The 25,066-nt window shown below is 55.2% G+C and carries 26 protein-coding genes and 3 tRNA genes; 21 read left to right on the forward strand and 8 right to left on the reverse strand.

Translation table 11 applies throughout. The features are described from left to right. The first annotated feature begins 10 nt into the window (after positions 1–10). Positions 11–523, forward strand: coding sequence for a 4-hydroxyphenylacetate 3-monooxygenase, reductase component (gene hpaC / locus JOE25_RS10405; protein ID WP_209634859.1), 513 nt, complete (start codon positions 11–13; stop codon positions 521–523). 36 nt (positions 524–559) lie between these two features. Here the strand turns inward: hpaC and ampH are convergent, their stop codons facing one another. Both ampH and JOE25_RS10415 read right to left on the reverse strand, forming a co-directional pair. Further along, the gene (ampH, locus tag JOE25_RS10410; protein WP_209634862.1) at positions 560–1,702 is read right to left on the reverse strand and encodes a D-alanyl-D-alanine-carboxypeptidase/endopeptidase AmpH; all 1,143 of its coding nucleotides are present in this window, start codon (positions 1,700–1,702) and stop codon (positions 560–562) included. A 160-nt stretch (positions 1,703–1,862) separates the two neighbouring features. Then, a complete protein-coding gene (locus JOE25_RS10415) occupies positions 1,863–2,621 on the reverse strand; it encodes a FadR/GntR family transcriptional regulator (RefSeq protein WP_209634865.1) in 759 nt (252 codons plus the stop codon). A 235-nt stretch (positions 2,622–2,856) separates the two neighbouring features. On the opposite strand from JOE25_RS10415, the gene JOE25_RS10420 reads away from it, so the two are divergent. The 7 genes from JOE25_RS10420 to JOE25_RS10450 all read left to right on the forward strand — a co-directional run bounded on the left by JOE25_RS10420 (position 2,857) and on the right by JOE25_RS10450 (position 9,095). Beyond that, positions 2,857–3,597 carry an SDR family oxidoreductase gene (locus tag JOE25_RS10420; RefSeq protein ID WP_209634868.1) on the forward strand — a complete coding sequence of 247 codons (741 nt, stop codon included), beginning with the start codon at positions 2,857–2,859 and terminating at the stop codon, positions 3,595–3,597. A gap of 125 nt (positions 3,598–3,722) precedes the next feature. Continuing rightward, positions 3,723–4,568, forward strand: coding sequence for a fumarylacetoacetate hydrolase family protein (locus JOE25_RS10425; RefSeq protein ID WP_209634871.1), 846 nt, complete (start codon positions 3,723–3,725; stop codon positions 4,566–4,568). Positions 4,569–4,582: 14 nt separating this feature from the next. Further along, entirely contained in the window at positions 4,583–5,860 is a 1,278-nt protein-coding gene (locus tag JOE25_RS10430; RefSeq protein WP_209634874.1) for an L-fuconate dehydratase, read from the forward strand. 14 nt (positions 5,861–5,874) lie between these two features. After that, positions 5,875–6,738, forward strand: coding sequence for an amidohydrolase family protein (locus JOE25_RS10435; protein ID WP_209634877.1), 864 nt, complete (start codon positions 5,875–5,877; stop codon positions 6,736–6,738). Then, positions 6,716–7,492, forward strand: a complete 777-nt coding sequence (locus JOE25_RS10440) for an SDR family oxidoreductase (RefSeq protein ID WP_209634880.1) — start codon at positions 6,716–6,718, stop codon at positions 7,490–7,492. Before JOE25_RS10435 ends, JOE25_RS10440 begins: the two co-directional genes overlap by 23 nt. Beyond that, a complete protein-coding gene (locus JOE25_RS10445; protein ID WP_209634883.1) occupies positions 7,489–7,842 on the forward strand; it encodes an L-rhamnose mutarotase in 354 nt (117 codons plus the stop codon). Before JOE25_RS10440 ends, JOE25_RS10445 begins: the two co-directional genes overlap by 4 nt. 23 nt (positions 7,843–7,865) lie before the next feature. Beyond that, positions 7,866–9,095, forward strand: coding sequence for a sugar MFS transporter (locus JOE25_RS10450; protein ID WP_209634886.1), 1,230 nt, complete (start codon positions 7,866–7,868; stop codon positions 9,093–9,095). A gap of 17 nt (positions 9,096–9,112) precedes the next feature. On the opposite strand, the gene JOE25_RS10455 is transcribed toward JOE25_RS10450, so the two are convergent. Beyond that, the gene (locus JOE25_RS10455; RefSeq protein ID WP_209634889.1) at positions 9,113–10,186 is read right to left on the reverse strand and encodes a diguanylate cyclase; all 1,074 of its coding nucleotides are present in this window, start codon (positions 10,184–10,186) and stop codon (positions 9,113–9,115) included. A 263-nt stretch (positions 10,187–10,449) separates the two neighbouring features. Between JOE25_RS10455 and JOE25_RS10460 the strand changes: the two genes are divergently transcribed. Beyond that, the gene (locus tag JOE25_RS10460) at positions 10,450–10,734 is read left to right on the forward strand and encodes a DUF1435 domain-containing protein (protein WP_037424165.1); all 285 of its coding nucleotides are present in this window, start codon (positions 10,450–10,452) and stop codon (positions 10,732–10,734) included. An 83-nt stretch (positions 10,735–10,817) separates the two neighbouring features. Here JOE25_RS10460 and JOE25_RS10465 read toward each other — a convergent pair. The 4 genes from JOE25_RS10465 to JOE25_RS10480 form a co-directional block, all read right to left on the reverse strand. Further along, positions 10,818–10,904, reverse strand: a tRNA-Leu gene (locus tag JOE25_RS10465). 43 nt (positions 10,905–10,947) lie between these two features. Then, a tRNA-Leu gene (locus JOE25_RS10470) sits at positions 10,948–11,034 on the reverse strand. A gap of 34 nt (positions 11,035–11,068) precedes the next feature. Beyond that, a tRNA-Leu gene (locus JOE25_RS10475) sits at positions 11,069–11,155 on the reverse strand. Between the two features lie 72 nt (positions 11,156–11,227). Further along, positions 11,228–12,172, reverse strand: a complete 945-nt coding sequence (locus JOE25_RS10480) for a LysR family transcriptional regulator (RefSeq protein ID WP_209634892.1) — start codon at positions 12,170–12,172, stop codon at positions 11,228–11,230. A gap of 119 nt (positions 12,173–12,291) precedes the next feature. On the opposite strand from JOE25_RS10480, the gene JOE25_RS10485 reads away from it, so the two are divergent. Continuing rightward, on the forward strand, positions 12,292–13,284 hold the full coding sequence (locus JOE25_RS10485; protein WP_209634895.1) for an aldo/keto reductase: 993 nt from the start codon (positions 12,292–12,294) through the stop codon (positions 13,282–13,284). Between the two features lie 64 nt (positions 13,285–13,348). Here the strand turns inward: JOE25_RS10485 and rsmC are convergent, their stop codons facing one another. After that, positions 13,349–14,392, reverse strand: a complete 1,044-nt coding sequence (rsmC, locus tag JOE25_RS10490) for a 16S rRNA (guanine(1207)-N(2))-methyltransferase RsmC (RefSeq protein ID WP_209634898.1) — start codon at positions 14,390–14,392, stop codon at positions 13,349–13,351. 316 nt (positions 14,393–14,708) lie between these two features. On the opposite strand from rsmC, the gene JOE25_RS10495 reads away from it, so the two are divergent. From JOE25_RS10495 to deoA, 11 genes are all read left to right on the forward strand, one after another. Further along, a complete protein-coding gene (locus tag JOE25_RS10495; RefSeq protein ID WP_209634901.1) occupies positions 14,709–15,146 on the forward strand; it encodes a DNA polymerase III subunit psi in 438 nt (145 codons plus the stop codon). Continuing rightward, positions 15,091–15,534 carry a ribosomal protein S18-alanine N-acetyltransferase gene (gene rimI, locus JOE25_RS10500; protein WP_209634904.1) on the forward strand — a complete coding sequence of 148 codons (444 nt, stop codon included), beginning with the start codon at positions 15,091–15,093 and terminating at the stop codon, positions 15,532–15,534. The genes JOE25_RS10495 and rimI overlap by 56 nt, the downstream gene beginning before the upstream one ends. A 168-nt stretch (positions 15,535–15,702) precedes the next feature. After that, on the forward strand, positions 15,703–17,292 hold the full coding sequence (gene prfC, locus JOE25_RS10505) for a peptide chain release factor 3 (protein WP_209634908.1): 1,590 nt from the start codon (positions 15,703–15,705) through the stop codon (positions 17,290–17,292). Positions 17,293–17,824: 532 nt separating this feature from the next. Next, positions 17,825–18,439: a molecular chaperone OsmY gene (osmY, locus tag JOE25_RS10510; RefSeq protein WP_209634911.1), complete on the forward strand. Its 615-nt coding sequence runs from the start codon at positions 17,825–17,827 to the stop codon at positions 18,437–18,439. A gap of 156 nt (positions 18,440–18,595) precedes the next feature. Continuing rightward, positions 18,596–18,757, forward strand: a complete 162-nt coding sequence (locus JOE25_RS10515) for a DUF1328 domain-containing protein (protein WP_004955572.1) — start codon at positions 18,596–18,598, stop codon at positions 18,755–18,757. A 59-nt stretch (positions 18,758–18,816) separates the two neighbouring features. Next, positions 18,817–19,002, forward strand: coding sequence for a stress-response protein (locus tag JOE25_RS10520; RefSeq protein ID WP_209634914.1), 186 nt, complete (start codon positions 18,817–18,819; stop codon positions 19,000–19,002). Positions 19,003–19,012: 10 nt separating this feature from the next. Beyond that, positions 19,013–20,134, forward strand: coding sequence for a patatin family protein (locus JOE25_RS10525; RefSeq protein WP_209634917.1), 1,122 nt, complete (start codon positions 19,013–19,015; stop codon positions 20,132–20,134). Continuing rightward, positions 20,131–20,907, forward strand: a complete 777-nt coding sequence (locus JOE25_RS10530; RefSeq protein ID WP_209634921.1) for a TatD family hydrolase — start codon at positions 20,131–20,133, stop codon at positions 20,905–20,907. The genes JOE25_RS10525 and JOE25_RS10530 overlap by 4 nt, the downstream gene beginning before the upstream one ends. 210 nt (positions 20,908–21,117) lie before the next feature. Then, a complete protein-coding gene (locus tag JOE25_RS10535) occupies positions 21,118–22,383 on the forward strand; it encodes a NupC/NupG family nucleoside CNT transporter (RefSeq protein WP_209635291.1) in 1,266 nt (421 codons plus the stop codon). A 373-nt stretch (positions 22,384–22,756) separates the two neighbouring features. After that, positions 22,757–23,536 (forward strand): deoxyribose-phosphate aldolase, encoded by a 780-nt coding sequence (gene deoC / locus JOE25_RS10540; RefSeq protein WP_209634924.1) that lies wholly within the window; start codon positions 22,757–22,759, stop codon positions 23,534–23,536. A 69-nt stretch (positions 23,537–23,605) separates the two neighbouring features. Continuing rightward, on the forward strand, positions 23,606–24,928 hold the full coding sequence (gene deoA / locus JOE25_RS10545; RefSeq protein WP_209634926.1) for a thymidine phosphorylase: 1,323 nt from the start codon (positions 23,606–23,608) through the stop codon (positions 24,926–24,928). Positions 24,929–25,066 lie beyond the last annotated feature (138 nt).

The raw sequence follows: 25,066 nt of genomic DNA on the forward strand, positions 1-25,066 counted from the left end.
GGAGGTTTGTATGTCTCAGGAAAATGAACACCGTCTGCTGTTTCGCGACGCGATGGCCAGCCTGTCAGCGGCGGTAAATATCGTGACGACCGATGGCCCGGCAGGGCGCTGTGGTATCACCGCCACTGCGGTGTGCTCGGTGACGGATACACCGCCGACGCTGCTGGTGTGTATCAACCGCAATAGCGCGATGAACCCGGTTTTCCAGGCGAATCAGCGGCTGTGCGTCAACGTATTGAACCACGAACAAGAGCTGATGGCGCGCCACTTTGCCGGTATGACGGAGGTGAGCATGGAGGAGCGCTTCCGCCTGGATGCGTGGCAAAATGGTGCGTTGGGCCAACCGGTGTTGCGTAATACGTTGGCGAGTCTGGAAGGCGAGATCGAGCAGATCCAGAGTATTGGCACCCATCAGGTGTATCTGGTGCAGATCCGCCAGATCGTGGTAAGTGCGGCAGGGAACGGTTTGATCTACTTCAAGCGTAACTTCCATCCGGTCATGCACGAGATGAGTTTAGCCTGAGATTAAGGGGGGCAGCGGCAAGCTGCCCCCTTAAACTTAGCTTTTGTTGGCGGCTAACTCGCCCACCAGACGGTTAACCGGGTCGCTCATGTTGGTGAATTTGCTCAGTTCTGAGCGAGTGACCACCACAAATACGCCGACATTTTTCTGCGGAATCATTGCCATATAGGTAATAAAGCCGCCGCCACCGCCCGTTTTCTGAATAATCCCCGGCAGCTCACCGTTCGGTGCCATATACACCCAACCCAGACCCAGTGCGCTGGCTTCGCCCGGTACGTCCATCCCTTTCAGCGAGACCAGATCGTTACGCTGGAAGTACATGGTTTGCTCGCTGGCGGCGGTCGATTTGCGTGAGCCTGAGACGTTAGAGGTAAGGAACTGTTGCATCCAGCGCTGCATGTCGCGTGGGGTAGAGTAAACACCACCGCTGCCGCCTGCCGCCGTCGTGTCGCGGCAGGCGCTCGGCCCGGCCGAGGCCACCATCAGGCGTGAACACTGTTCGGCACTTGGGGTGAGGGTGGTGTCTACCATGCCGAGCGGCGCGGTGATTTTTTCCTTCAACAGCGCGCTATAGGGTTTGCCCGCCGCCCGTGACAGTGCATCGGCCAGCAGGTCATACGCCAGGTTGGAATAAGACGCACGTACGCCCGGTGGCACGGTGACGTTGGCATGCTCCAACCATTGCCAGCGTTGCGCTTTGGTCGGCCAGGTAAAGACGGGCGTTTTTGGCGGCTTCTTGCCCGGCTGTTCGCGCGGCAGTGCGCTGGTGTGGGTTGCCAGGTTCAGCAGCGTGATAGGTTGGCGCGTATTATACGCCGGCACGTAAGCGCCCTGCGGGGCATATTTACGCAAGGGATCATTGAGCTTAACCCGGCCTTCTGCCGCCATCTTGACCATGACTTCACTGGTCATCAGCTTGGTGATCGAGGCGATGCGGATCAGTGAATCCGGCCGTGGGCGCAGGTTATTCCCGGGTTTGGTGTCACCAAAGCTGCGGTTAACCACCTGATTCCCGTCGATCACCACCAGCGCCATACCGGTGGCACCGCTGTTGTAGAAAATATGTTCGGCATACTGGTCGACGATTTGCGAAGCCAGTTGCGGGGCGGCGGCCTGCGCAGCCAGCGGCGCGGCACACAGGCACAGCGCCAGCAATGAAGTGGAGAAAGAGTTCTTCAACGGTCGTTATCCATTTAAAAAGGCAGCAGAGAAAGGCCCAAACCGTGGCATAGCCCGGTCTTGTCTGCTGTCAGTGTAATGTGCCTCGGCCTTGGCTGCATGTGGAAAAAAGAGCGGTTTGATAAATAATTTATCACCGCCCCGATGACGCCTGATGGGTCTACTGCGCGCGGGTGAAAATGGCGATGACTTCATCCAGATGGGCTTTCATTGCCTTGCGCGCTCCGCGTACGTCACGGGCTTCAATCGCCGCCAGAATCTCCCGGTGTTCTTGCTCGGAACGGTGTGGCATATCGTCAGGCGTGTAGTGGCGTTGCAGCACGCGGAACATGCTTCCGTAACGGTGGCCGAGCAGATGGCCGATGATAAAGGCATAAGCCGGGTTACCGCTGGCCTGGGCGATACGAATATGAAATAGCCGATCGCCGGGGTGGGTGGCTGATCCCGCGCGGTTGTCGCGACAGTTTTGCTCGTAGGCCTCGCGGATGCCCGCCAGTTCTTGATCGGTGGCATGGCGTGCCGCCAACGCGGCGGTTTCTGGCTCGATCAACAGGCGGGTTTGCAACAGGGAGAATGGCGGCAGCTCGGCGTTAAAATCCAGCTCGATATTCAACTCATCATCGATTTCCGCCCACTGATCGCGCCCGGCTTGCGCCATGACCGGTTCTTGCGACGCCATCACCGGCGTTTGGGCCCGGACAATCACCCCGTTGCCGACTTTGACATCCACCAGCCCAATCACTTCCAGCGCAATCAGCGCCTCACGGACGGAAGCACGGCTGACCTGTAATTGCTGGGCCAGATCCCGTTCGGAGGGCAGGCGGCTGCCGGGAGGAAATTCATTATTATCGATAAGCCGTTTCAATTGGTCGGCTATCTGCCTGTAAATCCTTGGGTTTTCCAGTCTTGTGATCGGCATATATTACCTTAGGCTGTTCGGGTAAAAGTGATTCAGCGCACAATTATTAGTCAAGCTGCTTGAGTAATGGTTAATCAAGTGTAAAAAGTTGGTTAATCAAAATGCTGTTTTAAACGAGTCTTATAACATTATCACCAAACCATAACGCGAACAGCGTCTTTTGTCATGTTAAAGGCCTGACCTTTAATCGCCTTTAGTGGCCTGACCATTAGACCTTTAAGCCAAGGGAGCGAAAATGAATTTAACCGGAAAACGCGTGCTGATCACCGCAGCTGGGCAGGGCATTGGCTTGAGCACCGCCAGGCTTTTTGCCGAGGCAGGCGCTGATGTCATTGCCACCGATATCAACACCGAGCAACTACAGGGATTGCCCGGCATTCAGCCGATGACCCTGAACGTGACCGATCCGGCGGCGATCGCCGCAGCGGCAAAAACGCTCGGGCCGATCGACGTGTTATTCAACTGTGCGGGCGTGGTGCACAGCGGTTCGATCCTGGAATGCAGTGAAGAACAGTGGGCATTCGCCGTCGATCTTAATGTGACGGCGATGTTCCGCATGATCCGCGCCTTTTTGCCCGGCATGTTGGCGCGCAAAAACGGCTCGATTATCAACATGTCTTCAGTTGCCTCCAGTGTGAAAGGGGTGCCGAACCGCTTTGCCTACAGCGCGACCAAAGCCGCCGTGATCGGCCTGACGCGCTCCGTCGCGGCGGATTACGTCACGCAGGGTATTCGTTGCAATGCCATTTGCCCCGGAACGGTAGAGTCGCCGTCGTTGCGTCAACGAATTGCCGAGCAGGCACGCGAGCAGGGGCGCAGCGAAGAAGAGGTGTATCAGGCATTTGTTGCCCGCCAACCGATTGGCCGCATCGGCACCACGGGCGAGATAGCCCAGCTGGCGCTGTATCTGGCTTCTGACGCCAGTTCCTACACCACAGGTACGGTGCAGATTATTGACGGTGGCTGGAGCAACTGAGGAATGGGCGATCGGGCCGTTGCGCCTGTCATTTCACGCTTGGGCAGTACTCGGACTCCTCATCTAGGCCGTGTACGTTCACAACGCCCGTTGACCCAGACCTTCACTTTCTTGGAGAGGATTGAATGAAACTTTTACGCTATGGCGCACCGGGGCAGGAACGCCCAGGGATATTGGATGCAGACGGACAGATCCGCGACCTTTCGCAGCATATTGCCGACCTGAGCGGTGAGGCGTTGCTGCCAGCCGCGCTCGACAAGCTGCGCACGCTGGACATCAACCAATTGCCGCGAGTCGAAGGTCAGCCGCGGCTTGGCCCCTGCGTCGGCAGCATCGGCAAGTTTATCTGCATCGGCCTTAACTACGCCGACCACGCCGCGGAGACCGGCGCGGCGATCCCGTCTGAACCCGTGGTGTTCAACAAATGGACCAGCGCGGTGGTCGGGCCGAACGATGAAGTGCAAATCCCGCGCGACTCGCTAAAGACCGACTGGGAAGTGGAACTGGGCGTGATTATCGGCCAGGGCGGACGCTATATCAGCGAGCAGGACGCGATGCGCCACGTTGCTGGTTACTGTGTGATTAACGACGTTTCTGAGCGTGAATTCCAGATTGAACGCGGCGGTACCTGGGACAAGGGGAAAGGGTGCGACACTTTTGGCCCCACAGGCCCCTGGCTGGTGACGGCCGACGAAATTGCCGATCCCCACAGCCTGAATCTGTGGCTGGAAGTCGATGGCAAACGCTATCAGGACGGTAACACCAGCACCATGATTTTCCGCATTCCGCACATCATCAGCTATCTGAGCCGTTTTATGAGTCTGCAGCCGGGCGATGTGATCTCTACCGGTACGCCGCCAGGCGTCGGCATGGGACAAAAACCGCAGCCCATCTACCTGAAAGCCGGGCAGACCATGCGCCTGGGCATTGAAGGATTGGGTGAACAGCGTCAAACAACCGTACAAGCCTGATGAGGAGCATTGCCATGACGACGATTACCGCACTGCGGGTTGAAGATATTCGTTTCCCGACCTCGCTGGCGCTGGACGGTTCCGACGCGATGAACCCGGATCCGGACTACTCCGCTGCGTATGTGATTCTGGAAACCGATCGCGCCGATCTTAACGGCCACGGATTGACCTTTACCATTGGTCGCGGCAACGAGATTTGCTGTGCCGCGATCCGCGCATTGGAGCACCAGATCGTCGGCGTCCGGCTTGAGGAGATCACCGCCGACATGGGGGCCTTCTGGCGGCGCTTCACCGGCGACAGCCAGCTGCGTTGGATTGGGCCGGACAAGGGGGCGATTCACCTGGCGACCGGAGCGGTGATCAACGCGGTGTGGGATCTGTGGGCTAAAGCAGAAGGCAAGCCAGTGTGGCGACTGGTGGCAGAGATGACACCCGAGGAACTGGTGCGCTGCATCGATTTTCGTTACATCACCGACTGCATTACGCCGCAGGAAGCGCTCAGCTTGCTCAAGCAGCGGGCCGAAGGCAAAGCGCAGCGCCTGGAGCGCCTACTGCAGGAAGGTTACCCCTGTTACACCACGTCTGCCGGCTGGCTGGGTTACCCGGACGACAAACTGCGTCGGTTGTGTCAGGAAGCGGTCGACGCGGGCTTCTCCTACCTGAAACTGAAGGTGGGGCGCGATCTGGAAGACGATATCCGTCGGGTGCGCATCGCGCGCGAGGTCATCGGCCCCGATCGTCAATTGATGATTGACGCGAATCAGGTGTGGGAAGTTAACGACGCTATTCCCTGGGTAAAGCATCTGGCCTTCGCCAAACCCTGGTTTATCGAAGAACCGACCAGCCCGGACGACGTGGAAGGGCATCGCCGCATCCGCGAAGGCGTTTACCCGGTGAAGGTTGCCACCGGCGAGATGTGCCAAAACCGCATCCTATTCAAACAGTTCATCATGCGTGAGGCGATTGACGTGGTGCAGATCGACGCTTGTCGCCTTGGTGGCGTTAACGAAGTCCTGGCAGTGATGTTGATGGCCGCCAAGTACAACCTGCCGGTATGCCCGCATGCGGGCGGCGTCGGGTTGTGCGAATACGTCCAGCATCTATCGATGATTGACTATCTGTGCATTGCCGGTACCCACGACGGCCGGGTGATTGAATACGTCGATCATCTGCATGAACATTTTGTCCACCCCTGTGACATCAAGGGGGCGGCATACATGCCACCACTCAATCCCGGCTATTCGATCGAAATGCATGCATCGTCGCTTGAACAGTACCGGTTCCGCGGTTGAACGGGAAACAGCCCATGCTACGCATCGACGCCCACCAACATTACTGGCATTACCATCCGCAACGCTATCCGTGGATCAGCGAACAGATGGCGGTGTTACGGCAAGATTTTGGCCCGGCAGAGCTTGAGCCCTTGCTGAAACGCCACGGTTTTGACGGTGCGCTGGTGGTACAGGCTCGTCACTGCGAGCAGGAAACCCAGACGCTATTGACGCAGGTACAGCAGAGCCGTGGCGTATGTGGCGTGGTGGGTTGGCTGGACATAACCGCACCGCAGCTGGCGCAGCGGCTCGACGTACTGCGCCAACAACCTTTGCTGCGGGGTTTACGCCATCAAGTGCAGGACGAACCTACGCCGGACGTGTGGTTGGCACGACCGGAAGTGCGGCGTGGCATGCAGGCGTTGCAGCGACAGGGTTATACCTACGACATTTTGGTCACCCACCGGCATTTGGCTGCGGCAGCGCAGTTTGCCGCGGAGCACGACGATTACTGGCTGGTGCTGGATCATCTCGGCAAGCCGGATATTGCGCAGGGGGCTAAACACTGGGCGCAGCAAATCAAACCCCTGGCGGCGTTGGGGCACGTGGTTTGCAAGCTGTCCGGGCTGATCACGGAAGCACCCGGCGGGCAGTGGCAGGCGTCGCAGCTGCTCCCGTTTTTTGAGGCGGCGCTGGAGGCATTCGGGCCGCAGCGGCTGATGTTCGGATCTGACTGGCCGGTGTGCCTGTTGGCGGGTGAATACAGCCAGGTTTATCAACTGAATGAGCAGGCGATCGCCACGCTGAGTCCTTCGCAGCAGGAGGAAATTTGGGGCGGCACCGCCTGCCGAATTTATGGGTTAACGGAGTCTGGTTATGGATCTGTATCTGAAAGATAAGGTGGTGATTGTCACCGGTGGCGGTTCTGGCATCGGCGCAGCCATCTCTCAATTGTTGGCGGAAGAAGGGGCGATCCCGGTGATTGTCACTAACGCCATGCCGGAGGGGGATTTTCTGGCAACGCTGCGCCGCTTGCAGCCACAGAGCACCGTGATCATCACCGATTTGTGTGAAGAACAAGCCTGTCGGCGGGCTGTGGCACAAACGCAGGAAACCTTTGGTCGTATCGATGCGGTGGTGAATAACGCGGGTGTTAACGACGGGGTGGGATTGGACGCCGGACGTGAAGCCTTTGTCGGCTCGCTGGAGAAAAACCTGATTCATTACTACTTGATGGCGCACCTGTGCCAGCAAGCCTTGCAAAAGAGCAAGGGGGCCATCGTCAACATCGCGTCCAAGACCGCGCTCAGTGGGCAGGGCGGCACCAGCGGCTATACCGCTGCCAAAGGCGCCGTGCTGGGGTTGACGCGTGAGTGGGCGGTGTCGCTGCGGCATGAGGGCGTACGGGTGAATGCGGTGGTACCGGCAGAAGTGATCACGCCGCAGTATGAGCGCTGGATTAACACCTTCGCGGAGCCGGAACAGCAGCGTGAGAAAATTACTGCGCGTATTCCTTTAGAACAGCGGATGACCACGCCACAGGAAATTGCCAATACCGTGGTGTTCTTGATCTCTTCGCGGTCGTCGCACACCACCGGGCAATGGCTGTCGGTGGACGGCGGTTACCTGCATCTTGATCGGGCAATCACATGAACGGCGCGGCAGGGCAGCGCTTTTGTCAGGCGTTAGATCTGGTCGACTCACCGGCGCTGATCGAGGAATACCTGAGCCATCACCGGCAGATCTGGCCAGAAATCGCCGCTCATCTGCGTGAGCACGGCATCCTGGATATGGAGATTTATCGGCTGGGTACCCGGCTGTTCATGATCGTTGAGGTCAGTTCCGAGTTCGATGCTGCGCGGTTTGATGCCGTCAGCCTGAGCAATCCCCACGTGCAGCGCTGGGAAGCCCTGATGTGGCACTACCAGGTCGCCACCCCCTGGACGCCGCAGGGCGATAAATGGGTGGTGATGGAGCGGATATTCTCTTTGCAACAACAATAACCTACCCTACCGAGGATATATCAATGCTTGCTGAAAAAACTGTGGCCCCACCTCAGGCGGGCGCCAGGGCGACTGCCAATCTGCGTTGGGCGTTTATCTTGGTCACCAGCCTGTTTTTCATGTGGGGGCTGTCGTATGGCCTGTTGGACGTATTGAATAAACATTTTCAAGAAACGTTGCACGTTACCAAGGCGCAATCAGGATTATTGCAGGCCGCGTATTTCGGCGCCTATTTCCTGGTGGCGCTGCCTGCCGGCTATTTTATGGATAAAAAAGGTTACAAGGCCGGAATCCTGATTGGGCTGTGTTTGTATGCGCTGGGGGCATTGCTGTTTGTGCCGGCGGCGTCTGCCAACAGCTTTGCCATGTTCCTGTTCGCGCTGTTTGTTATTGCCTGTGGGTTGGGCTGCCTGGAAACGGCCGCTAACCCGTATGCAACGGTGCTGGGGGATGCGCAGGGCGCTGAACGGCGGCTGAATCTTTCCCAGTCGTTTAACGGTCTGGGGCAGTTTATCGGTCCGATGATCGGCGGCACGCTGTTTTTCTCTGCCACTCAGGGCGCAAGTAGCGGTGACCAGGGGGCAGTGAAGATGACCTACGTGGCAATTGCCGTGTTGGTGCTGCTGATTGCCTTTTTGTTCAGTCGTACACGGCTGCCGGATATTCGTGAAGAAGAACAGCCTGAGCACGGTCAAATCGCTCAAGGCTTGTGGCAACACAAGCACTTTGTCGGGGGGGTGATTACCCAGTTCTTCTATGTGGCGGCACAGGTCGGCGTCGGTGCGTTCTTTATTAACTATGCCACTGAGCACTGGCGCGACGTTTCCAACCAAAGCGCATCCTACTTGCTTTCTATCGCCATGATTTGCTTTATGGTGGGACGTTTTTTCAGTACCTGGCTGATGGGCAGAGTCAAAGCGGCCACGTTGTTGATGTTTTACTCGCTGATTAACATGGTGTTGTGTGGCGTGGTGATGCTCAGCATGGACGGGGTTTCGGTGGTGGCGTTGATCGCCGTGTTCTTCTTCATGTCGATTATGTTCCCAACCATTTTTGCCCTGGGCGTGAAAAACATGGGTAAACACACCAAGCGTGCCAGTTCCTTTATGATCATGGCGATCGTTGGGGGCGCCATCATGCCTTACTTTATGGGGGCGTTGGCGGACAAGTACAGTACGGCGCTGTCCTATGTGCTGCCGTTGCTGTGCTTCGGCGTGGTGTTTGCTTACGGTTTGCAGCAGCGCCGCCGCTAAGCACCAGGCCCGCCGGCTCAGACAGCGGCGGGCTGCACGTTTGGCGCCACTTGAATATTGTTACGACCATTGTTTTTCGCCTGATACAGTGCGGCGTCGGCGGCCCGGATCGCTGCAGACACGTCAAGTTTATCCAATGCGGATATCCCGGCGCTGAGCGTCACGGTCGTGCTTTCCAACTGGTTGAAGCGGTGTGGGATTTTTAATTCCTGCACCCGCTGCCGTACTCTTTCGGCCAACAGGGTGGCGTATTCCTCGCTTACGTTGGTCAACAGCACCAGAAACTCTTCCCCACCATAGCGCACCACAATATCGCGCGAACGGACCGAATCACGGATGGTGATCGCCACCTGCACCAACGCCTGGTCACCCATGGTGTGACCATAATTATCGTTATAAGCCTTAAAGTGGTCGATATCGAGTAACACAACGAAATGGCAACCCGATGGCGAGGCACTCAGCATATTGATTTTATTTTCCAGGCCACGGCGGTTATAAAGCCCGGTTAGCGGATCGATCATGCTTAAATTGCTGAACCTGTCCCGTTCGTTATACAGATTAGCCACCAGCGTTTGCGTAAAGATCTCACTGCGTTTGAGCATCAAGTGGTGGATAGAGAAAGCGATAATCGGCAATACCGTGGTGAATACGATCCGTACGGTATTGTGCATCCCATCCAGTAATAGAATGACCAATGCGGAAGGCACGGCATGCAGGCAGAAAGCGATAAAGTTATCCGTTAGGGCAATAGCACTTATAAAAAACATACTGAACAGACTAATTAATAGAAAACTTTGGTTGTTTGGCGCACAGTACTGACTTTTAAGGTAAATATGTGCCGCCCACAGCAAACCAATAACAAAGGAAAATAGATTCAATTTTTTTACGTATAACCGCGGAGACTGCAAGGTGAATAACAGTGCTGCCATACAAAATAGCGGTATCCCTAATAAAGGCAGGGTAAAAGCGGGCTTGTTATTAAACGGAACCAATAATGTAAATAGGGAAGACGCGACGTTCATCAACAAAAATAAAAATAATGATAAGCGGTGCTTGCTATTTAGCAGTTCCTGATAAGAACGCGCGTTCATACGGAGTTCACTCTTTACAATATCGATCTGTCGAAAAATGAAGGTGGCGAAAAATTCTTTCGGTATGAATTAAGCATTCGCATTGTATGATTTTTGATTGTGATTATTAACATGCGAATAAGACTAAGAATTTTCTTATGGCAAACTATCATTTTTCCACCGTTATGTCATCCGTGTTTGGTCGACGGGGTGAAAATGATGCGCAGTGAAAAAAAGTGGTATATGATATTGGTTATCATTATCACTTAAAGGGTAGGGTTATCATGATTGCAGCCATGATTACCGCATGCGGATTGTGGGGCGTCAGCTGGTGCCTGGGCAACCGTTTGGCCAGCGCCTGGGGCGTTTTGTTGCCATGCGCTTTAATGCCGTTACTGGCATTGATCAACCTGGATATGATGCAACTGCGTACGCTCATTGTGATCGCGATGCTGGCCACATTGGTGATGCTGTTTAACAGCCGCTGGCGTCACTACTTGCTGCTGCCGTCTTGCATGGCGTTAGCGGGGGGATTGGCGGCTATCGGTCTGAACTTCAACCTGGGCTGAAAACGCAAAACCACGCTTTCGCGTGTTCTTTATCGTTTCAATGGAATGCTTCTTTGGGGATGTTACCGGAGAGAGTTATCGATTGGTGCGAAGAGAGGGACTTGAACCCTCACGTCCGTAAGAACACTAACACCTGAAGCTAGCGCGTCTACCAATTCCGCCACCTTCGCACAGTCGATACTGTCATTTTGCTTTCGATTTATATCACCAGCTTGGTGCGAAGAGAGGGACTTGAACCCTCACGTCCGTAAGAACACTAACACCTGAAGCTAGCGCGTCTACCAATTCCGCCACCTTCGCATTGATGCTGTGCAATATAAATCATGTGGTTATTTGGTGCGAAGAGAGGGACTTGAACCCTCACGTCCGTAAGGACACTAACACCTGAAGCTAGCGCGTCTACCAATTCCGCCACCTTCGCATACCAGAAACATTACCGGAGTAACGCTACCACGGAGGCGAATTCTAGAGATTTTGGCGGGTACGTCAATAGTTATTTCCCCTGTTTGCTGGTGTTTGCTGGAAATATAGCCATATCACTACTTTTGCCGTGCTCAAACAGCCAAATCAGCCAGTCAATCAACACCCTGACCCGTGGTGCAAGGAAACGACCGGGAGGATACATGATGTAAATGGGCATCGGCGGGGGCGGTGTTTCTGCCAATACTTCCACCAATTCCCCATTTTGCAGCCAGGGCGTCAACGAATAGCGAGAAGCTTGTATGAGCCCCAGGCCGGCGCGACAGCCGCTGGTGTAGGCATCTGCGCCACTGACGTTTAGCCGGGTGGGGAGTTCGCGTAATTCCACTTTGCCATTCCGGCAAAATTCCAGCGGGTAATTGCGGTTGCTGGCGAGGGAAAAGTAACCCACCGCCTGGTGCGGTTGTAATTGATCAATCGACTGCGGCACGCCGAACGTCGCCAGATAGCCGGGTGACGCACAGGTTAGCTGCGGCATCATGGCTATGCGTCGTGCCACCAGACTGTCGTCCTCGGTTTCCCATGCGCGCAGTACGCAATCCACGCCCTCACGCAGCAAGTCGACGTGGGTGTCATTGGCCCCCAGCGACAGGGTGAGCTCTGGATAGCGCTGATAAAAGTCACCCAACGCGGGAATAACGATTTCGCGAGCCAGCGAATGCGGCATATCGATACGTATGTTGCCGGAAGGCTTCAGTTTATGGTGGCTAAACAGTGTGTCCGCTTCTTCCAATGCCCCTAGCAATTGCACGCAGCGTTGGTAATAAAGCATGCCTTCGCTGGTCACCTGTACCTGGCGGGTGGTGCGGATCAGCAGGCGTACGCCGAGGCGTTGTTCCAGTCGCTTGAGCACATTACTGACGGTGGCTCGTGGCAATTGCAGACGCTCGGCTGCCCGACTGAAGCTGCCCAACTCGACGATACGGGTAAAAATGCGCATGGCCTGGATCTGATCCATCGGCTTCTCCGTATTGTTAGCGATTTATGAACAGTGATGAGCCATTCGCATTATTTATCTTTGCAGGGTAAACAACCAGACTTTGTTGCGTTATCAATCCACGGTATGAGGGCAACACAATGCAACAACGTCAATTAGGCCCCAATGGCCCGACTGTTTCTGCGCTGGGCTTGGGCTGCATGGGGATGAGTGACTTTTACTCAACCGGCAGCGATCAACAGGAAGCCATCGCCACCTTGCATCGGGCGCTCGAACTGGGCGTCACCCTGCTGGATACCGCCGACATGTACGGCCCACACACGAACGAGCAACTGGTGGGGAAGGCAATCAAGGGCAAGCGGCAGCAGGTGTTTTTAGCGACGAAGTTCGGTATTTTGCGCGATCCCACCGATCCCGCCGCGCGTGGCGTCAGCAGCCGGCCGGAATACATCCGCCGGTCGGTTGAAGGCAGCCTGAAACGACTGGGGGTCGATGAAATAGACCTTTATTACCAGCACCGGGTCGATCCGCAGGTGCCCATTGAGGATGTCGTGGGTACCATGGCGGATCTGATCCGTGAAGGGAAGATCCGCCACATTGGGCTTAGCGAAGCGTCGGTTGCTACGCTTGAGCGTGCGCATAAGGTGCATCCGATTACCGCGTTGCAGACCGAGTATTCGCTATGGACGCGTGATGCCGAGCAAGGCGTATTGGCCGCCTGTGAGCGTCTGGGCATCGGTTTTGTTCCTTACAGTCCGCTGGGGAGAGGTTTCCTGACTGGGGCGATCCAGCGGCCGGAGGACCTGGATGCCGACGATTTCCGCCGTAGCAATCCGCGCTTCCAGGGCGATAACTTTGCCCGCAATCTGGCCCTGGTGGCGAAAGTGACCGAGCTGGCGAAACTGAAAGGCGTGGCACCGTCGCAGTTGGCGTTGGCCTGGGTGTTAGCGCAAGGCGAGCATATTGTGCCGATTACGGGTACCAAACGGCGTCGTTATCTGGAGGAGAACATGGCGGCAGCGGAACTGACATTGAGCCAGGCGGATCTGGCGGCAATCGAGGCCGTGTTCCCGGTGGAGGCAGTGGCGGGTAATCGCTACAGTGCGGAGTCGATGACGTATATTAACGGTTAAATAAAAAGGGCGCCGCGTATGAACGCGGCGCCCTGATACCCGGGGTTAACGGGCGAAATCCGACTTATTTCTTCTTCTTGGTATCGCGTGGCGCACGGGCTACGGTTGCCTGATAAACCTTGAAGCGGCCGTTTTGTGCCAGCACTTCATGGCTGCCAAAGGTGGCGTCCAAAATGTCCGGGTACGGCAGGAAGGCGTTGGCCACGATGCGCAGGCGGCCACCAATCGGCAGGTGTTTCAATGCGCCGCGGATCAAGGTTTCGGCCGCTGTCAGGCTGGTTTGCAGGCCATCATGGAACGGCGGGTTGGAGATAATCAAATCAAAGCGGCCGGTAATGTCGGAATAGACGTTACTGACGATGACTTCACCTTCAATGCCGTTGGCAGCCAGGGTTGCACGGCTGGATTCAATAGCGGCTGCGTTGACGTCGCTGAGGGTCAGCTTCATCTTTGGTGACATTTTGGACAACACTGACGCCATGACACCGGCACCGCAACCCACGTCCAGCACTTTGCCTTTCATGTGTTTATCCAGAGTAGACAGCAGCAGCGAACTCCCAACGTCCAGGCCGTCACGGCTGAACACGCCCGGCAGTGTTTTCACTTCCAGATCGTGTAATTGATAGCTTTCCCACCAGTCTTCCAGTGCGAATTCGGCCTGCGTATCCAGACGACCGTGATACAGGCCACAGCGGCGAGCGCTGTCGATTTTAACCAGTGTGGTGTTGTCTTCGAGCATCTGGTCCGCGCTGCGAACACCGCTGCGGTTCTCGCCGACGACGAACACATCAGCGCCTACGGGCAGCAATGCCAGAATGTTGCACAACTGGAATTGGGCTTCCTGCTTGCTCTTCGGCCAGTAGTAGATCAGCGTATCGCACTCGGCGACAAACGCGGCATCCACGGTCAGACCGAACTGCACGTTGTCACCCATCGCCCGGTTCAGTAACTGCCAGTGATGGTACTGCTGGGTATGGACACGCACATCCGCGGCCTCGAATTGGGCCGGCAGGGCGTCCTGCAGGTCACCGGCAAACAGAACGCGGCGTTCGATAAACTCATCACTGTGGCGCAGCATAACTTCACTGGCGGGGGTTAATGCAGACATCAGGTTTTGGCTCCTAGAAATTAGACCGGGGATTATAGAGCTTTGTGGCGATATGTTCGACGGGTTTATATACCCGTCATCTTTCAAATCGCAGGTGTGTTGGCTGCGCGACCTCACCCCAGTCACTTACTTGAGTAAGCTGCTGGGGATTCACTCGCTTGCCGCCTTCCTGCAATTTGAAAGCTATTGGGTATAAAGAGTACCGTTAAGATGAAAGATGACGGGATGTTGGCGCAGGCCGTGCGGGTTTGTTAGCATAGCGCGGCGCATGGCAGGCATGGCGCACCACAACAGGTAGATCCTGACAGGAATCGGCATGGCATCAAAACGCGACTGGCTGTTACAACAACTGGGTATTACGCAGTGGACATTGCGCCGCCCGGGCGTGTTGCAGGGCGAAGTCGCGGTCAGCCTGCCACCCGAGGTGCGCTTGCTGGTTGTGGCGCAGACCTTGCCTGAGCATAACGATCCGCTGTTTTGCGACGTGCTGCGCAGCCTGGGATTGACCCCGGCGCAAACCTACGGCCTGACGCCGGATCAGGTGGCTATGCTGCCTGAGGACACCGAATGCAACAGTTGGCGGTTGGGCGTTGCGGAGCCACTTGCGGTGGCCGGCGCGCAGCTATATAGCCCGGCATTGGCCGAGCTCTCTCTCGATGCGAGTGCCAAACGCGCACTCTGGCAGCAGATTGGTCATCATGAACACTATTTCTACCCTGAACGCGGCCGATCTGGCCACAGCCTTCAAGATTGAGCAAGCCAGCCACGCCTTTCCCTGGACACAGGCCACCTTTACCAGCAATCAGGGCGACCGCTATCTGAATCTGAAGCTGGAATCCGACGGGCAGATGGCCGGTTTTGCCATTACCCAGATCGTGCTGGATGAAGCCACGCTGTTCAACATTGCCATTCATCCAGACTGGCAACGTCGGGGGTTCGGCCGCCAACTGCTGGAGGCGCTCATTGCACAATTGGAAACCCGTGGCGTGGTGACGTTGTGGCTGGAAGTCCGCGCTTCTAACCGTGCTGCCATCGCGTTGTACGAAGATCTCGGCTTTAACGAAGTGACCATCCGCCGGAATTACTACCCAGGCACCCATGGCCGTGAAGATGCGATTGTGATGGCGCTGCCGCTAGGTTAGCGGGTAGCCCGCTTCTAACTTTTCCGCCGGGAAAAGCATTGATTGTCACCGGTTGACAAATCAGCGAAAATACCCGGCTATTATCTTTTATTTACCGCTTTGCCTGGCGCCGCGATCGGCGCGTTCTGATGCTTTCGCAGGGCGGACTAACTGTAGAATCTGAAAAACATGTCTCCTAGTGAATTTGCCCGCGAAGTCTCGAAAAGAAGAACTTTCGCCATCATCTCGCACCCCGATGCCGGTAAAACCACCATTACCGAAAAGGTGTTGTTATTCGGACAGGCGATCCAAACCGCCGGTACGGTAAAAGGCCGCGGTTCAAACCAGCATGCCAAATCCGACTGGATGGAGATGGAAAAACAACGTGGTATTTCCATTACGACCTCGGTGATGCAATTCCCGTATCGCGAATGCTTGGTTAACCTGCTCGATACCCCGGGACACGAAGACTTCTCCGAAGATACTTACCGTACCCTGACCGCTGTCGACTGCTGTTTGATGGTGATTGACGCGGCGAAAGGGGTTGAGGATCGTACCCGTAAACTGATGGAAGTTACCCGTCTGCGCGATACCCCGATCCTGACCTTCATGAACAAACTGGACCGCGATATCCGTGATCCAATGGAAGTCATGGACGAAGTTGAGCGTGAGCTGAAAATCGCCTGCTCACCGATCACCTGGCCTATCGGCTGCGGCAAGCTGTTTAAAGGGGTTTACCACCTGTATAAGGATGAAACCTACCTTTATCAGACCGGTAAAGGCCACACCATTCAAGAAGTGCGCATTGTCAAAGGGTTGGACAACCCGGAACTGGACGCTGCCGTCGGTGAGGATCTGGCTGCGCAGTTGCGCGAAGAGCTGGAGCTGGTGCAGGGCGCATCCCACGAGTTTGATCAAGATGCTTTCCTCAGCGGTGATTTGACGCCGGTATTCTTTGGTACCGCACTGGGTAACTTCGGTGTGGACCATATGCTTGACGGTCTGGTTGCCTGGGCCCCTGCGCCGATGCCGCGTCAAAGCAGCACCCGTGAAGTGGTCGCTGCCGAAGAGAAGTTCACCGGTTTTGTCTTTAAGATTCAGGCCAATATGGATCCTAAACACCGTGACCGCGTTGCCTTTATGCGTGTGGTCTCCGGCCGCTATGAAAAAGGCATGAAGCTGCGTCAGGTACGTACCGGTAAAGACGTCGTAATCTCTGATGCACTGACCTTCATGGCGGGCGACCGTTCGCACGTGGAAGAAGCCTATCCGGGCGATATCATTGGGTTGCATAACCACGGCACCATTCAGATTGGCGATACCTTCACCCAGGGTGAAGATATGAAGTTCACCGGTATTCCAAACTTTGCACCGGAACTGTTCCGCCGCATTCGTCTGCGTGATCCGCTGAAGCAAAAACAATTGTTGAAAGGTCTGGTTCAGCTATCCGAAGAAGGGGCTGTACAGGTCTTCCGTCCGATTGCCAACAACGATTTGATCGTTGGCGCGGTGGGTGTGCTGCAGTTCGACGTGGTGGTAGCGCGTCTGAAAAGCGAATACAACGTTGAAGCCTTGTACGAGTCCGTCAACGTGTCGACCGCCCGCTGGGTTGAATGCAGTGACGTGAAGAAGTTTGAAGAATTTAAACGTAAGTGTGAGCTTAACCTGGCATTGGACGGCGGAGACAACCTGTCTTACATCGCGCCAACCATGGTTAACCTGAACATCACACAGGAACGTTACCCTGAAGTGGTGTTCCGCAAAACGCGCGAGCACTAACAGAACAGCAGGGCGCCTTAGGGCGCCCTGCTGCTATTGAATTCCCTCTCAGCCTGCTAATTAGTAAATTCCCCTCATCAGTTCATTCTCTCTTGTCATCATCAGCAATTTCCCGGCCTTACCTGCTTTTTTTGTCATATGGTCTATATTTAACAGGGCGCTAACTGTTGGGTAAGCGTAATTCACTGAATTTGCTTATAACTGTAGCGAGTTGTTCGGTACTGTTGCCAATTAGAGACAGTATGATGTTATAAATATCAATAACATAGCGATAACATCGATTTTACGGGCAGAGGTTGTCGTTAATAGACGACAGTTTTTAGTTTGAAAAGTAAGCGGTTTTTGTTTTGTTATTGATTTTAAAGTTAATTTTAAAGTTGGCACAGCCGTTGCAACAGTCCAAATGTGGCAACAATCGTTTTACGTGAATATTTGATCGTATAGAAATTGTGAAGTATTTACTGAATGGGCCGCGTTATGGCGGCTGAAGAATCCGTCACCATTTTGGGTTCACAACCAAAGGAAGAGATCGATGAAAAATACTAAATTTGCACAATCACTGATGGCTGTTGTTTTGGGTTCCGTTCTGGTTAGTGGCAGCGCGCTGGCTGAAGATACGCTGCTCAATAAAGCGTCGAGTGCCGCTGATAGTGCGGGTGCCAAAATCGATAGCTCCATGAAAAAAGTTGACGGCTACATGGATGACAGCGCAACAACGGCTAAAGTTAAAAGTGCGTTGGTGGATGATAAAACCATCACCAGCAGCGATATCTCGGTGAAAACCGAGAAAGGGACCGTCACCCTGAGCGGGTTTGTCGGTAGCCAAGCGCAGGCCGAGCATGCGGTAGAAGTGGCCGGTAAGGTTGAAGGCGTTAAATCCGTCAGCGACAAGCTGCACGTGAAAGATGAAAGCAAGCAATCCATGAAAGCCTATGCCGGTGATACTGCGACCACCAGCGAACTGAAAGCTAAACTGCTGGCCGATGACATCGTGCCTTCGCGTAACGTGAAAGTGGAAACCACCGACGGTGTCGTGCAGCTTTCCGGTGAAGTGAAAAGCCAGGCGCAGTCTGAGCGTGCTGAAAGCATCGCCAAGGCTATCGACGGCGTGAAAAGCGTTAAGAACGACCTGGTCGTTAAACCATAAATTTTTAGAACACGTGACAACAAGCACCAAATCCTGGGTTGGTCGTGAGGTTAACCCAGGATGCACCATCAAAAAAAGAAACTGACCTGCAACCTGAGAGAGCCTGACAAGGGCACAGGCTGCGATGTGTTTTTTCACTATGGTAAGGAGAAGCTTATGTTTCGTTGGGGCATTATCTTTTTAGTCATTGCATTGATTGCTGCGGCGTTGGGTTTTGGGACGCTGGCGGGTACCGCCGCTTGGGCAGCAAAAATCGTCTTCGTCGTTGGGATCATTCTGTTCCTGGTCAGCCTGTTTACCGGCCGCCGACGTCCTTAGCTTCTTAAGACAAAGTGTAACAAAGCTTAATCCGTTTTCTCGCAGTAGGGAGGCCAGTCATGAACAGCGATATCATTCTCGGACGCTGGAAACAGTTGAAGGGCCGGGCCTGCCAAGCATTGGCAGAGTGGTCCGACAATGACTGCATTTGGCTGATGGGAAGCAATGACTGCCTCTCTGGTGTACTGCAAGAGGATTACGGAAGAGAGCAAGACGAGGTATCCTCGGGTAAAACGTCTCACTGAGGATTCAGGGTTGGGATACAGAATACCCATCACGCTCGGCAATATAGAACCGCTGGCGTATAAACCTTACCGGCCCGGTAAAATGGCGTTGGTATGTGAAGGGGGCGGGCAGCGCGGTATTTTTACCGCCGGCGTACTGGACGAGTTTCAGCGTGCCCGCTTTAATCCTTTTGATCTGATGATCGGCACTTCTGCCGGCGCGCAAAATCTCTCGGCTTTTATTTGTGGCCAGATGGGTTACGCCCGGCGAGTGATCACGCGTTATACCACCTCTGCTGAATTCTTCAATCCGCTGCGTTTTGTGCGCGGCGGGCATTTGATTGATCTTGACTGGCTCATCGACACTACGTCGCAACAGCTGCCGCTGGCAATGGACGTGGCGGAAAAGCACCTGATCGATGGCCGTGAACTCCTGATGTGCGCTTGCCGCAGCGATGATTTTGAGCCCACCTACCTGTCGGCACAGCGCGAAAACTGGTTGCCAGCCATCAAGGCATCCAGCGCCATCCCTGGTTTTTACCGGATGGGGGTGGAACTCGATGGCGTGAGCTATCAGGATGGCGGTATCAGTGACGCGATTCCGGTTGAAGAGGCCTATCGCCGCGGCGCAGACACCATTGTGGTGATACGCACCGTGCCGTCACAGATGTACTACACGCCGCAGTGGATGAAGCGCATGGAGCACTGGCTGAGCGAGAGTAGCCTGCAACAGATGGTGCGCATCCTGCAACACCATGAGCAAAGCTATCACCGCATCCAGCAGTTTATTGAGAAACCGCCCGGCAAGCTGCGTATCTTTGAAATTTTCCCACCAAAGCCGTTGGCCAGTAATGCCTTGGGCAGCCGTTTGACGTCACTTAATCAGGACTATCACTTGGGTCGCCGTTGTGGACGTTACTTCCTGGCAACCGTCGGTCACTGGTTGGTTCAACAGGATAAGCTGGATGGCATGAAGGTGAAAAAGGCGTTGTCGCGCCGTTTGATCCAACCGGAAAACGTTGTCATGCCTTCACCGATCATTACCGACGTCACACACCCGCGCGATCTTGCGGCACAACCGGAAGCCAAGTTGGCTGCGATGGATATTATCCTGCCGGGCGACGTGCCGCCGGGCGAAGGGGGACAGTTGTGAGTCACGACTTCACCGACACACACTGCCATTTTGATTTCCCGCCGTTTTACGGCCATGAGCCAGAAAGCCTGGCTCTTGCCGAACAGGCGGGCGTGCGACGGATCATCGTGCCGACGGTGACCGCCGATCGCTTTGCCCGGGTTCTGAAGCTGGCGCGCGAATACCCACCGCTGTTTGCCGCTCTGGGGCTGCATCCGCTGTATATTGCCCAGCATCAGGAGCCTGAACTCGAGCAACTGGCGGCATTCCTGGCAAGTCAACCCCCGAAGCTGGTCGCCGTGGGGGAGATCGGCCTCGATTTGTATATGGAAAACCCGCAGTTTGAACGGCAGCAGCGGGTGTTGGCGGCCCAATTGGCGCTGGCTAAACAATACGATTTGCCGGTGATCCTGCATTCTCGTCGTAGCCACGATCAGTTGGCTGCACTGTTACGCCGTACCCCGGTGCCGCGTTGTGGCGTGGTGCATGGCTTTGCCGGCAGCTTGTCGCAAGCGCAAGCGTTCATTCGTCTGGGGTATTACATCGGCGTCGGGGGCACCATCAGTTATGAGCGGGCGCAGAAAACCCGCAACGTCATGGCCCAACTGCCGCTGACTTCTTTACTGCTGGAAACCGATGCGCCGGATATGCCGCTAGCCGGTTATCAAGGCCAGGCCAACCGCCCTGAGCGTGCCGCAGAGGTATTTAAGGTGTTATGCCAACTGCGTGCTGAATCTCCTGATGATATTGCGGCCCATCTGCAACACAACACTCACACCCTGTTTAAGCTCTGAGATGTAAACCCGTCATAAATGTGATGTCCATCACGTTATAAGATTTTCATTTGCTTCCTGTTGTATACATTTGTGACATAAATCGGTGCGGGTGCGGCTTCGCTCCGTATAATCGCATCCCGAAATCACTCATAAGCAACCCTCGCGGTATTACCGGACAGGGATGCATTTCTTTTTTTCGCAACAGGGATACTTTGCATGCAACTCATCATGAGCCTGGTCGGTATGGCGGCGCTGATCGCCATTGCCGTGCTGCTCTCCAGCAACCGCCGCGCGATTAAATTGCGCACCGTTGTCTGGGCATTTGTTATTCAGGTCGCCATCGGCGCGCTGGTGCTGTATGTCCCGGTTGGCCGAGCCATTCTTGGCGGTATGTCGGCGGGTGTCGCTAACGTCATCGCTTATGGCAACCAAGGGATTTCATTTATCTTTGGCGGCTTGGTTTCCGACAAGATGTTTGAAGTCTTCGGCGGCGGCGGTTTTGTTTTCGCACTGCGCGTGCTGCCGGTAATCGTGTTCTTCTCCTCGCTGATTGCGGTGCTTTATTACCTCGGCATCATGCAACTGGTGATTCGTATTTTGGGGGGTGGTTTGCAAAAACTGCTGGGTACTTCACGTACCGAGTCGCTGTCTGCAACCGCCAACATCTTCGTTGGCCAGACCGAAGCCCCGCTGGTGGTACGTCCCTATATCGCTACCATGACCCAGTCTGAATTGTTCACCGTGATGTGTGGTGGCCTGGCCTCGGTCGCCGGTTCAGTGCTGGCGGGTTACGCCCAGATGGGTGTGCCGCTGGAATACCTGATTGCCGCGTCGTTCATGGCAGCGCCGGGTGGATTGCTGTTTGCCAAGCTGATGGTGCCAGAAACCGAAAAAACCCACGATAAAGACGATGCGATGAAGCTGATCGCCGAAGAGGATCGCCCGGCTAACGTGATCGATGCGGCGGCTTCCGGTGCGGCTTCGGGCATGCAATTGGCGCTGAACGTCGGTGCGATGCTGTTGGCGTTTATCGCATTGATTGCGTTGTTGAACGGTATTCTCGGCGGTATTGGCGGTTGGTTCGACTATCCGCAACTGTCGCTGGAACTGATTTTGGGTTGGGTATTCTCACCGATCGCCTTCCTGATTGGTGTGCCATGGCATGAAGCGATGACTGCCGGTTCGTTTATCGGCCAGAAGATTATCGTGAATGAATTTGTCGCCTACATGAACTTTGGCGCTTACCTACGTCCAGACGATGTGGTTGCGGCTGACGGGCTGCAGGTGCTGTCTATGCATACCAAGGCCATCATTTCCTTTGCACTGTGCGGCTTCGCCAACCTATCATCGGTGGCGATCTTGCTGGGTGGCTTAGGCAGCATGGCGCCAAACCGTCGTCACGATATTGCGCGTTTCGGTCTGAAAGCCGTGGCTGCCGGCACGCTCTCCAACTTAATGAGCGCAACCATTGCCGGGTTCTTCTTGGCACTGTAAGCCAGGTTCTGTCTTGCCCTGGCACAACATGCTCTATGGCAGGACTCCGCCTATACTCTAAGACGGGCACAGATGCTGTGCCCGTTGTCTTTGTCCGTTTCTTTAGCGAATTTGTGAACGATATCGCGTTATTTTGTGATGCTCTTCACATATAATTCCGGCCTGTTACAGTGTTATTTCATATAGTGTGACTGTGAGCGCGAATCGCCTCGGGCGATCGTGTTCAAATAGCTATTACTGACCCTGCACGAAACGAAGGGTCATGCGCGGTGAGAAGGATCTCAGTGGCCGCCGTGGGAGCTCTGTTCCCCAGCGCTGTCTTCAAGGAACCAAGTCCGCTCGCCAACATCCAGATTCTCAGTTGGAGAGTTTTATGACCGAACTAACCGCAGCAGCGCAACGTGCGCTGACCTTAATGGATTTAACCACGCTGAACGATGATGACACCGACGAGAAGGTGATCGCGTTGTGTCGTCAGGCTAACAGCCCGGCAGGCCATACGGCGGCCATCTGTATTTACCCGCGTTTTATCCCTATAGCGCGTAAAACGTTGCGCGAACAGGGGACGCCGGATATCCGCATTGCGACCGTAACCAATTTCCCGCATGGCAACGACGATATCGACATCGCGCTGGCGGAAACCCGTGCGGCTATCGCCTACGGTGCTGATGAAGTGGATGTGGTATTCCCTTATCGCGCGTTGCTCGCCGGTAATGAGCAAGTGGGATTTGAACTGGTAAAACAGTGCAAACAGGTCTGTCAGGCGGCTAATGTCCTGCTGAAAGTGATCATCGAAACCGGTGAGCTAAAGCAGGCGAATCTGATTCGTAAGGCGTCGGAGATTGCCATCAAGGCCGGTGCTGACTTTATCAAAACCTCTACCGGTAAAGTGCCCGTCAACGCGACGCTGGAAAGTGCTGAGCTAATGATGTCGGTGATCCGCGATATGAATGTCGCCAAAACCGTGGGCTTTAAGCCGGCCGGTGGTGTTCGTACGGCGGAAGATGCGCTGCATTATCTGCAACTTGCCGATCGTATTCTGGGTGAAGGCTGGGCCGATGCGCGTCATTTCCGCTTCGGGGCGTCCAGCTTGTTAGCCAGCCTGCTGACGACGCTGGGCCACAGTGCCGAGACGTCCGGTAGCGGTTACTGATCGATTACGTCGGCAACGCGCGATACGGCGCCTGCCTGCACCCTACATTCGCTAAAACAGGGGGATGCCTTGTTCCTGGCACAAGAAATTATTCGTAAGAAACGTGACGGTCAGCCGTTGAGCGAAGCGGAAATCCGCTTTTTCATCAATGGGATCCGTGACAATGTGGTTTCCGAAGGTCAGATCGCCGCGCTGGCGATGACCATTTATTTCCACGATATGACCATGCCGGAGCGCGTGGCGCTTACCATGGCAATGCGTGATTCCGGCACCGTGCTGGACTGGAAAAGTCTGTCGCTGAATGGACCTTTAGTCGACAAGCATTCCACAGGCGGTGTGGGCGATGTGACGTCGTTGATGCTCGGTCCCATGGTCGCCGCATGTGGCGGTTATGTCCCAATGATTTCTGGCCGTGGTTTGGGCCATACCGGTGGGACATTGGACAAGCTGGAGGCCATCCCGGGCTTTAATATTTTCCCGGACGACAATGCCTTCCGTAAGATTATTCAGGACGTAGGCGTTGCGATTATCGGCCAAACCAGCTCGCTGGCACCGGCGGACAAGCGTTTCTACGCGACCCGTGACATTACCGCGACCGTGGATTCTATCCCGCTGATCACCGCGTCTATTCTGGCGAAAAAGCTGGCAGAAGGCCTGGATGCCTTGGTGATGGACGTTAAAGTCGGTTCTGGTGCCTTTATGCCAACTTACGCGTTGTCGGCTGATTTGGCACAGGCGATTGTTGGCGTGGCCAACGGTGCGGGCTGCAAAACCACGGCATTGCTGACAGACATGAACCAGGTACTGGCTTCGAGCGCGGGTAATGCGGTGGAAGTGCGTGAAGCGGTGCGCTTCCTTACCGGTGAATACCGCAACCCACGCCTGTTGGAAGTGACCATGGCGTTGTGCGTGGAGATGTTGCTTTCCGGTGGGCTGGCGAAAGACGACGCCGATGCGCGTGCCAAGCTCCAGGCGGTATTGGACAATGGTAAGGCAGCAGAGGTGTTTGGTCGGATGGTGGCTGCACAACAAGGCCCGACCGATTTCGTTGAGCGTTACGACAGCTATCTGCCTGCGGCAACCCTGAGCAAGCCCGTTTATGCCGAGAAGCAGGGCATTATCAGCGCGATGGATACTCGCGCGCTGGGCATGGCTGTCGTGTCACTGGGCGGTGGCCGTCGTCGTGCGACCGACAGTATTGATTACAGCGTGGGCCTGACTGGCATGGCACGTCTGGGCGACAAAGTGGATACTCAGCAGCCGCTGGCGGTGATCCATGCCAACGACGAAGAAACTTGGCAGCAGGCGGCCGAAGCGGTCCGCAGTGCCATGACGCTAAGCGACAAAGCACCGGAAGAGACGCCGGTAGTTTACAAACGCATTTCGGAATAAGTATTACCTTTACAACATTTATAGCGGTAGCCAAACTCGCTGCCGCTATACCCAATGAATTTCAAGGTGCAGGTAGGCGGCAACGGAAGGAATCCCAGGAGCTTGGTAAATCCAGTGACTGGGGTGAGTGAAGGCAAC

The sequence above is a fragment of the Serratia sp. PL17 genome, from assembly GCF_017832355.1.
Lineage (GTDB): Bacteria > Pseudomonadota > Gammaproteobacteria > Enterobacterales > Enterobacteriaceae > Serratia.

Coding starts and splice junctions, on each gene's coding strand:
- hpaC (WP_209634859.1), top strand. CDS start 11: ATGTCTCAGGAAAATGAACACCGTCTGCTGTTTCGCGACGCGATGGCC.
- JOE25_RS10415 (WP_209634865.1), bottom strand. CDS start 2,621: ATGCCGATCACAAGACTGGAAAACCCAAGGATTTACAGGCAGATAGCC.
- JOE25_RS10420 (WP_209634868.1), top strand. CDS start 2,857: ATGAATTTAACCGGAAAACGCGTGCTGATCACCGCAGCTGGGCAGGGC.
- JOE25_RS10425 (WP_209634871.1), top strand. CDS start 3,723: ATGAAACTTTTACGCTATGGCGCACCGGGGCAGGAACGCCCAGGGATA.
- JOE25_RS10430 (WP_209634874.1), top strand. CDS start 4,583: ATGACGACGATTACCGCACTGCGGGTTGAAGATATTCGTTTCCCGACC.
- JOE25_RS10435 (WP_209634877.1), top strand. CDS start 5,875: ATGCTACGCATCGACGCCCACCAACATTACTGGCATTACCATCCGCAA.
- JOE25_RS10440 (WP_209634880.1), top strand. CDS start 6,716: ATGGATCTGTATCTGAAAGATAAGGTGGTGATTGTCACCGGTGGCGGT.
- JOE25_RS10445 (WP_209634883.1), top strand. CDS start 7,489: ATGAACGGCGCGGCAGGGCAGCGCTTTTGTCAGGCGTTAGATCTGGTC.
- JOE25_RS10450 (WP_209634886.1), top strand. CDS start 7,866: ATGCTTGCTGAAAAAACTGTGGCCCCACCTCAGGCGGGCGCCAGGGCG.
- JOE25_RS10455 (WP_209634889.1), bottom strand. CDS start 10,186: ATGAACGCGCGTTCTTATCAGGAACTGCTAAATAGCAAGCACCGCTTA.
- JOE25_RS10460 (WP_037424165.1), top strand. CDS start 10,450: ATGATTGCAGCCATGATTACCGCATGCGGATTGTGGGGCGTCAGCTGG.
- JOE25_RS10480 (WP_209634892.1), bottom strand. CDS start 12,172: ATGGATCAGATCCAGGCCATGCGCATTTTTACCCGTATCGTCGAGTTG.
- JOE25_RS10485 (WP_209634895.1), top strand. CDS start 12,292: ATGCAACAACGTCAATTAGGCCCCAATGGCCCGACTGTTTCTGCGCTG.
- rsmC (WP_209634898.1), bottom strand. CDS start 14,392: ATGTCTGCATTAACCCCCGCCAGTGAAGTTATGCTGCGCCACAGTGAT.
- JOE25_RS10495 (WP_209634901.1), top strand. CDS start 14,709: ATGGCATCAAAACGCGACTGGCTGTTACAACAACTGGGTATTACGCAG.
- rimI (WP_209634904.1), top strand. CDS start 15,091: ATGAACACTATTTCTACCCTGAACGCGGCCGATCTGGCCACAGCCTTC.
- prfC (WP_209634908.1), top strand. CDS start 15,703: ATGTCTCCTAGTGAATTTGCCCGCGAAGTCTCGAAAAGAAGAACTTTC.
- osmY (WP_209634911.1), top strand. CDS start 17,825: ATGAAAAATACTAAATTTGCACAATCACTGATGGCTGTTGTTTTGGGT.
- JOE25_RS10515 (WP_004955572.1), top strand. CDS start 18,596: ATGTTTCGTTGGGGCATTATCTTTTTAGTCATTGCATTGATTGCTGCG.
- JOE25_RS10520 (WP_209634914.1), top strand. CDS start 18,817: ATGAACAGCGATATCATTCTCGGACGCTGGAAACAGTTGAAGGGCCGG.
- JOE25_RS10535 (WP_209635291.1), top strand. CDS start 21,118: ATGAGCCTGGTCGGTATGGCGGCGCTGATCGCCATTGCCGTGCTGCTC.
- deoC (WP_209634924.1), top strand. CDS start 22,757: ATGACCGAACTAACCGCAGCAGCGCAACGTGCGCTGACCTTAATGGAT.